This window comes from Streptomyces sp. NPDC047971, assembly GCF_040653355.1.
GTDB lineage: Bacteria > Actinomycetota > Actinomycetes > Streptomycetales > Streptomycetaceae > Streptomyces.
Map to the genome: position 1 here is coordinate 111,178 of NZ_JBEZNW010000022.1, position 7,839 is coordinate 119,016.

Consider the following 7,839-nt stretch of genomic DNA (forward strand, 5'->3'; position numbering starts at 1 on the left):
CTGTCGGCTTTGCGCCCTCGGTGGAGGGTGCACGGGGCCAGACTAACCGTGCACACGCCGGGGTGGACATCGCGTCCCACGTGCCGGACGGCATCCTTATGTCCGGGGACTCCCGGTCACACCCGTTCATGAACGACACTGTCTGGGTAACTGATGGTCGACATCGACCGATAGTGTTCAGCATTGTCGAACAGCATGATCCACGGGATCCTGTCCGTAAGATCCACGGGACCGCCGGGATCGCGGGACCGCCGGATGTGGGACAGGGAGAAGGGCCGGGCGATGGCGAAGAACATCCAGTCGCTTGAACGGGCGGCGGCGATGCTGCGACTGCTCGCGGGCGGCGAGCGCCGGCTCGGCCTGTCCGACATCGCCTCCTCGCTCGGCCTGGCCAAGGGCACGGCGCACGGCATCCTGCGCACGCTGCAGGCCGAGGGCTTCGTGGAGCAGGACGCCCCCTCCGGCCGCTACCAGCTGGGCGCCGAGCTGCTGCGCCTGGGCAACAGCTATCTGGACGTGCACGAGCTGCGCGCCCGGGCACTGGTCTGGACGGACGACCTGGCGCGCTCCAGCGGCGAGAGCGTCCATCTGGGCGTCCTGCACCAGCAGGGCGTGCTGATCGTGCACCACGTCTTCCGGCCGGACGACAGCCGCCAGGTCCTGGAGGTGGGCGCGATGCAGCCGCTGCACTCCACGGCGCTGGGCAAGGTGCTCTCGGCCTACGACCCGGTGGCGCACAGCGAGGTGCTGGAGGTTCCGCGCGAGGGCTTCACGCCCCGCACGGTCACGGACCTCCAGGAGTTCGAGTCCCTGCTCGACATGACCCGCGCGAAGGGCTGGGCCGCCGACGTGGAGGAGACCTGGGAGGGCGTGGCCTCGGTCGCGGCCCCGATCCACGACCGGCGCAGGATGCCGGTGGGCGCGGTGGCGATCACCGGAGCCGTGGAACGGGTCTGCGACGACGGCGAGCTGCGCTCCGAGCTGGTCGCGGCGGTACGGGACTGCGCCCGCGCGGTCTCCCGCGATCTCGGCGCGGGCCGCTTCTGACGCCTCGCGCGGAGCGCCCTCCCGGGCGCCCCAGCCCACCCCACGGGGCTCCGCCCCGCATGGACGACCGGCCCGGCGCCTGATGGCGGCCGGGCCGTCGCGTGTCCGCGCCCACCGCCGCGCAACCCGTCGGTAACGATCGGGGCATGCGGGAAGCCTCCGGTCACCGAACCCTTGACGGGCTGTTGACGAGAGGGCAAAACTTCCGTTCATCGGTCGGCATTGCCGAACACCTACCGGCAATACGCGCTAGAGTGTGGCAGTGCCAAGGGCCGGCAACGCCCTCACGTGAGGGCGCGGACCACCGGAGGGACCCGGGGTTCGCCTTCCCCTGGACGAAGGACAAAGGAGTCGCGGGTGTCCAGCTCCGACATCTTCATCGGCGAGATCATTGGTACCGCCGTACTCATTCTGCTCGGCGGCGGCGTCGTCGCCGCCGTGGTGCTCAAGCGCTCGAAGGCCCAGAACGCCGGATGGCTCGCCATCACGTTCGGCTGGGGCTTCGCGGTCATGACTGCCGTGTACATGACGGGTACCCTCTCGGGCGCCCACCTGAACCCGGCCGTCACCGTCGGCATCGCCCTCAAGGACGGCGACTGGAGCAACGTTCCGGTCTACTTCGCGGGCCAGATGCTCGGCGCCATGCTCGGCGCCTTCCTGGTCTGGGTCGCGTACTACGGACAGTTCCAGGCCCACCTCACGGACCAGGAGATCATCTCCTCGCCGCACGAGGAGGGCATGGTCGACCAGACGTCCGCCCCCAAGGCCGGCCCGGTGCTCGGTGTCTTCTCCACCGGACCCGAGGTCCGCGTGGTCTGGCAGAACCTGGCCACCGAGATCATCGGCACGGTCGTGCTGGTCCTCGCGGTGCTGACCCAGGGCCTCAACGACAGCGGCAAGGGCCTCGGCGTCATCGGCGCCCTGATCACCGCGTTCGTCGTCGTCGGCATCGGCCTCTCGCTCGGCGGCCCGACCGGATACGCCATCAACCCGGCCCGTGACCTCGGCCCGCGCATCGTGCACGCCCTGCTGCCGCTGCCGAACAAGGGCGGCTCCGACTGGGGCTACGCATGGATCCCGGTCGTCGGCCCCCTGGTGGGTGGCGCCATCGCCGCGGGTATCTACAACATCGCGTTCGCCTGAGCCGTCCTTCCACCCAGACCTCCTTGGAGCACACCGTGACCGACGCACACACCGCCGGCCCGTTCATCGCCGCCATCGACCAGGGCACCACCTCCTCCCGCTGCATCGTCTTCGACAAGGACGGCCGGATCGTCGCCGTCGACCAGAAGGAGCACGAGCAGATCTTCCCGAAGCCGGGCTGGGTCGAGCACGACGCCGCCGAGATCTGGGCCAACGTCCAGGAGGTCGTGGCGGGCGCCATCGACAAGGCCGGCATCACCTCCGCCGACGTCAAGGCGATCGGCATCACCAACCAGCGCGAGACGACGCTGCTCTGGGACAAGAACACCGGTGAGCCCGTCCACAACGCCCTCGTCTGGCAGGACACCCGCACCGACGCCCTCTGCAAGGAGCTCGGCCGCAACGTCGGACAGGACCGCTTCCGCCGCGAGACCGGTCTTCCGCTCGCCTCGTACTTCTCCGGCCCGAAGGTCCGCTGGCTGCTCGACAACGTCGAGGGCCTGCGCGAACGCGCCGAGCGCGGCGACATCCTCTTCGGCACCATGGACTCCTGGGTCATCTGGAACCTCACCGGCGGTGTCGAGGGCGGCCACCACGTCACCGACGTCACCAACGCCTCGCGCACCATGCTGATGAACCTGCACACCATGGGCTGGGACGACAAGATCCTGCAGTCCATGGAGATCCCGGCGGAGGTGCTGCCGGAGATCCGCTCCTCCGCCGAGGTGTACGGCACCGTCAAGGGCGGCGTCCTGGACGGCGTCCCGGTCGCCTCCGCGCTCGGCGACCAGCAGGCCGCCCTGTTCGGCCAGACGTGTTTCGCCGAGGGCGAGGCCAAGTCCACGTACGGCACCGGCACCTTCATGCTGATGAACACCGGCGACAAGATCATCAACTCCTACAGCGGCCTGCTGACCACGGTCGGCTACCAGATCGGCGACCAGAAGCCGGTCTACGCCCTGGAGGGCTCGATCGCCGTCACCGGTTCGCTGGTGCAGTGGATGCGCGACCAGATGGGCCTGATCAAGTCCGCCGCCGAGATCGAGACCCTCGCGTCCTCGGTCGAGGACAACGGCGGCGCCTACTTCGTGCCCGCCTTCTCCGGCCTGTTCGCCCCGTACTGGCGCTCCGACGCCCGCGGTGTGATCGCCGGCCTCACCCGGTACGTCACCAAGGCGCACATCGCCCGTGCCGTCCTGGAGGCCACCGCCTGGCAGACCCGTGAGATCACCGACGCCATGACGAAGGACTCCGGCGTCGAGCTGTCCGCGCTCAAGGTCGACGGCGGCATGACCTCCAACAACCTGCTGATGCAGACCCTCTCGGACTTCCTCGACGCGCCGGTCGTGCGCCCGATGGTCGCCGAGACCACCTGCCTCGGTGCCGCCTACGCCGCCGGCCTGGCCGTCGGCTTCTGGCCGGACACCGACGCCCTGCGGGCCAACTGGCGCCGCGCGGCGGAATGGACCCCTCGCATGGACGCCGACAAGCGTGACAGCGAGTACAAGAGCTGGCTCAAGGCCGTCGAGCGGACCATGGGCTGGATCGAGGACGAGGAGTAGATCGACATGACCACCCTGCAGAGCGTCCCTGCCCTGGGGACGCGACCGGCCGCCGGCTCCCTGCCGAGCCGCGCCGAGACCCGGGAGCAGCTTTCCAAGGCGACGTACGACCTCCTGGTCATCGGCGGCGGCATCCTGGGCATCTCCACCGCCTGGCACGCCGCGCAGTCGGGCCTGCGGGTGGCCCTGGTGGACGCCGGCGACTTCGCCGGCGCCACCTCCTCCGCCTCCTCCAAGCTCCTCCACGGCGGTCTGCGCTACCTGCAGACCGGCGCGGTGAAGCTGGTGGCGGAGAATCACTTCGAGCGGCGTGCGGTCTCGCGTCAGGTGGCACCGCACCTCGCCAACCCCCTCACCTTCTACCTGCCCGTCTACAAGGGCGGCCCGCACGGGGCGGCCAAGCTCGGCGCCGGTGTCTTCGCCTACTCCGCCCTGTCGGCGTTCGGTGACGGCGTCGGCCACCTGCTCAGCCCGGCGAAGGCCGCGCAGGACGTGCCGGAGCTGCGGACGGACAACCTGAAGGCCGTGGCCGTCTACGGCGACGACCAGATGAACGACGCCCGCATGGCGCTGATGACGGTCCGCGCGGCCGTCGACGCCGGAGCCACGGTGCTCAACCACGCCGAGGTCACCGGGCTGCGCTTCACCCGCGGCCGGGTCACGGGCGCGGAGCTGAAGGACCGCACCAGCGGCGACGAGTTCGGCGTCTCGGCCCGCCTGGTGCTGAACGCGACCGGCCCCTGGGTCGACCACCTGCGGAGGATGGAGGACCCGAACGCGGCCCCCTCCATCCGGCTCTCCAAGGGCGCGCACCTGGTCCTGAAGCGGACCTCGCCGTGGAAGGCCGCGCTCGCCACCCCGATAGACAAGTACCGCATCACCTTCGCCCTCCCCTGGGAGGACATGCTGCTGCTCGGCACGACCGACGAGGAGTACGAGGGCGACCCCGGCCAGGTCGAGGTCACCGAGAAGGACACCGCCCAGATCCTGGACGAGGCCGCCTTCTCCATCCGCGACCAGCAGCTGTCCCGCGATCTGATCACCTACGCCTTCGCGGGTCTGCGGGTGCTCCCGGGCGGTCCCGGCGACACCTCCAAGGCCAAACGCGAGACGGTCGTCACCGAGGGCCGCGGCGGGATGCTCTCGGTGGCCGGCGGCAAGTGGACGACCTTCCGTCACATCGGCCGTACGGTGATGAAGAAGCTGGAGTCCCTGCCGGGGCACCCGCTGGGCGAGGACTACGAGTCCGTGTCGACGCTGCCGAAGCGGCTGCCCCTGCCCGGCATCGCCAACCCGAACGCGGTCGCGCACCGGCTGCTCGTCGACGGACCGGCCCCCGGCCCCCGGATGGCCGCCGACACCGCCAAGCACCTGGCGACGCACTACGGTTCGCTCTCCTTCGACATCGCCCGGATGGCGAACGAGAACCCCGAGCTCGGCGAGCGCATCCACCCGGACGCCCCGGAGATCTGGGCGCAGGTCGCCTACGCCCGTGACCACGAGTGGGCCGAGACGGCGGACGACGTGCTGCGCCGCCGCACCACGCTGACGATCCGCGGCCTGGCGACGGACGAGGTCCGCGGCAAGGTCGAGGACATGCTCCGCACGTAGCACGCCCGGTCAGGGGCGGTCTCCGTCGGAGGCCGCCCCTGACGCGTGCCCGGAACCGTGCCATACGGCGGCCACACCGCCGCAACACCCGGCCGGAAGAGTTGCCGGCATGAAGTTTCAGGTGCTCTCCATCATCGGCCACGCCCCGCATCCCCTCACCGGCGAACTCCCCTCCGCCGCCGACCGGTTGGAGGAGGTCCTCGCGGTCGGCGAGGCCGCCGAGCGGATCGGCTTCGACGCCTACGCGCTCGGCGAGAGGCACGCGGGAGCGTTCCTCTCCTCCGCCCCCGCGGTGCTGCTCGGCGCGCTGGCCGCCCGTACCTCCCGCATCAGGCTGCTGACCGGGGTCACGGTCGTCGCGATCCTCGACCCGGTCAGGGTCGCCGAGGACTACGCCACGCTCGACCAGATCTCCCGGGGCCGGATCGAGCTGGTCGTCGGCAAGGGCGCGGAGGCCGGCCACTTCGACCTCTTCGGCCTGGACGAGGAGCGGCAGTGGGACCTGCAGCGGGAGAAGTACGAGCTGCTGCGCCGGCTGTGGAGCGAGGAGGGCGTGGACTGGGAGGGCGAGTTCCGGTCCCCGCTCAAGGGCGTGACCACGGTCCCCCGGCCGTACGCGGGACCCCCGCGCGTCTGGCACGGCTCGGCCACCAGTCTCAACTCCCCCGAACTCGCGGCCCGGCACGGCGATCCGCTGTTCACGGCCAACGCGATCCAGCCACGTGAGGCGTACGCGAAGCTGATCGCGCACTACCGCGAGAGGTTCGAGGAGTACGGTCACGATCCCGCCCACGCGCGCGTGGCGGCGGGTTCGGGCGGTCTGCTGATCGCCGACACGGCCGAGCGGGCCGTGTCGCGGTACAAGGAGCTGTACGAGGCGCGGGTGCGGCAGAACTTCAGGCCGCATCTGGAGGGGAAGGCGGGCTACAACACCCCGTTCCGGACGATCGAGGACGCGATCGCGGAGGGTCCGCAGCTGATCGGATCGCCGCAGCAGATCATCGACAAGATCCTCGGCTGGCATCAGGTCTACGGCCATGACCTGCAGTCGGTCACGGTCGACGGCTTCGGCCTCTCGGCCGCCGAGCAGATCGAGACGCTGGCGCGGTTCGCCGAGGAGATCGCGCCGGTGGTCCGCGCGGAGGCGCCGAGCACGCTCTGGGAGCCCTGAGCCGGGCCGTGTGCCGTGCCGGGTTCGTGGGTAGTCGATCAAGGCCGCTTCGGCTCCCGGTGGTGCACGAGGGCTGCGGACGGACCGTGGGAAAGCCGTAAGGTTGGTCCGTACGACAGGAACTTCGAAAAGGAGGCACTGGGTGATCGAGCTCGAGGGGGTTCCCGAGCTGATCGACCCGGTCATGGTGGCCGCGTTCGAGGGCTGGAACGACGCCGGTGACGCAGCCTCCACCGCGGTCGCCCATCTGGACCGGGAGTGGAAGGGCGAGGTGTTCGCGGCGCTCGACGCCGAGGACTACTACGACTTCCAGGTCAACCGGCCCACGGTGTGGCTGGACGGCGGCGTCCGGAAGATCACCTGGCCGACGACGAGACTGTCCGTGGTCCGGGTCGGCGGCGACAAGCCGCGCGACCTGGTTCTGGTGCGCGGGATCGAGCCGTCGATGCGCTGGCGCTCGTTCTGCAACGAGATCCTGGGCTTCGCCCATGAGCTGGGCGTGGAGATGGTGGTGATCCTGGGCGCGCTGCTCGGCGACACCCCGCACACGCGCCCCGTGCCGGTCAGCGGGGTCACGTCCGACCCGGATCTGGCGCGCACGATGGACCTGGAGGAGACCCGCTACGAAGGCCCCACGGGCATCGTCGGCATCCTTCAGGAGGCATGCACGCACGCGGGTGTGCCCGCGGTGAGCCTCTGGGCCGCGGTGCCGCACTACGTGTCGCAGCCGCCCAACCCCAAGGCGACACTGGCGCTGCTGAACCGTCTCGAGGATCTGATCGACATGCGGATCCCGCTGGGCGAGCTGCCCGAGGACGCCCGGGCGTGGCAGCTGGGGGTGGACCAACTGGCCTCCGAGGACAGCGAGGTGGCGGAGTACGTCCAGACGCTGGAGGAGGCACGGGACACCGCGGAGCTGCCGGAGGCGTCGGGCGAGGCGATCGCCCGGGAGTTCGAGCGGTACCTGCGGCGCAGGGACGGCGGGCCGGGCCCTGGCCCTGGTCTCGCGACGGACGGCGGCGACACCTCGTATCTGAGGGACCCCGGCAGCGGCCGGACCCGGCCGCCGAAGCCGGAGCGTCCGGGGCCGGAATCGGCACCCGAGAGTTCCGGGCCGGACACACCGTCGGAGGGCTCCGAGGGCGAGAGTCCCGAAGGATCCGACGGCGACGCCGAGCAGTGAGCCGTACGAGAGGGGGGGGGGCCCCGGGCGGGGCGGGCCCCCCCCCCCCCCCCCCCCCCCCCCGAGCTCCCCGTCGGGGAGAGCGCCGCCGACGACCCCCCGGGACGAGACGACACAAGGGC

Annotated in this window: 6 protein-coding genes; all 6 read left to right on the forward strand. The window is 70.8% G+C overall.

What is annotated here, in order from left to right; all coding sequences use genetic code 11:
- Positions 1 to 282: 282 nt before the first annotated feature.
- Positions 283 to 1,047 carry an IclR family transcriptional regulator gene (locus AB0D99_RS21560; protein WP_362364313.1) on the forward strand — a complete coding sequence of 255 codons (765 nt, stop codon included), beginning with the start codon at positions 283 to 285 and terminating at the stop codon, positions 1,045 to 1,047.
- A 357-nt stretch (positions 1,048 to 1,404) separates the two neighbouring features.
- Positions 1,405 to 2,190 (forward strand): MIP/aquaporin family protein, encoded by a 786-nt coding sequence (locus AB0D99_RS21565; protein WP_362364316.1) that lies wholly within the window; start codon positions 1,405 to 1,407, stop codon positions 2,188 to 2,190.
- Between the two features lie 35 nt (positions 2,191 to 2,225).
- Positions 2,226 to 3,752 (forward strand): glycerol kinase GlpK, encoded by a 1,527-nt coding sequence (gene glpK, locus AB0D99_RS21570; RefSeq protein WP_362364319.1) that lies wholly within the window; start codon positions 2,226 to 2,228, stop codon positions 3,750 to 3,752.
- 6 nt (positions 3,753 to 3,758) lie between these two features.
- On the forward strand, positions 3,759 to 5,363 hold the full coding sequence (locus AB0D99_RS21575) for a glycerol-3-phosphate dehydrogenase/oxidase (protein ID WP_362364322.1): 1,605 nt from the start codon (positions 3,759 to 3,761) through the stop codon (positions 5,361 to 5,363).
- A 109-nt stretch (positions 5,364 to 5,472) separates the two neighbouring features.
- Complete coding sequence (locus AB0D99_RS21580) at positions 5,473 to 6,534, forward strand: LLM class flavin-dependent oxidoreductase (protein WP_362364325.1); 1,062 nt, start codon at positions 5,473 to 5,475, stop codon at positions 6,532 to 6,534.
- 142 nt (positions 6,535 to 6,676) lie between these two features.
- Complete coding sequence (locus tag AB0D99_RS21585; RefSeq protein ID WP_362364328.1) at positions 6,677 to 7,717, forward strand: PAC2 family protein; 1,041 nt, start codon at positions 6,677 to 6,679, stop codon at positions 7,715 to 7,717.
- Positions 7,718 to 7,839 lie beyond the last annotated feature (122 nt).

Excerpts from the sequence above, each read along its gene's own strand:
- AB0D99_RS21560 (WP_362364313.1), top strand. The coding sequence starts at position 283 with ATGGCGAAGAACATCCAGTCGCTTGAACGGGCGGCGGCGATGCTGCGA.
- AB0D99_RS21575 (WP_362364322.1), top strand. The coding sequence starts at position 3,759 with ATGACCACCCTGCAGAGCGTCCCTGCCCTGGGGACGCGACCGGCCGCC.
- AB0D99_RS21580 (WP_362364325.1), top strand. The coding sequence starts at position 5,473 with ATGAAGTTTCAGGTGCTCTCCATCATCGGCCACGCCCCGCATCCCCTC.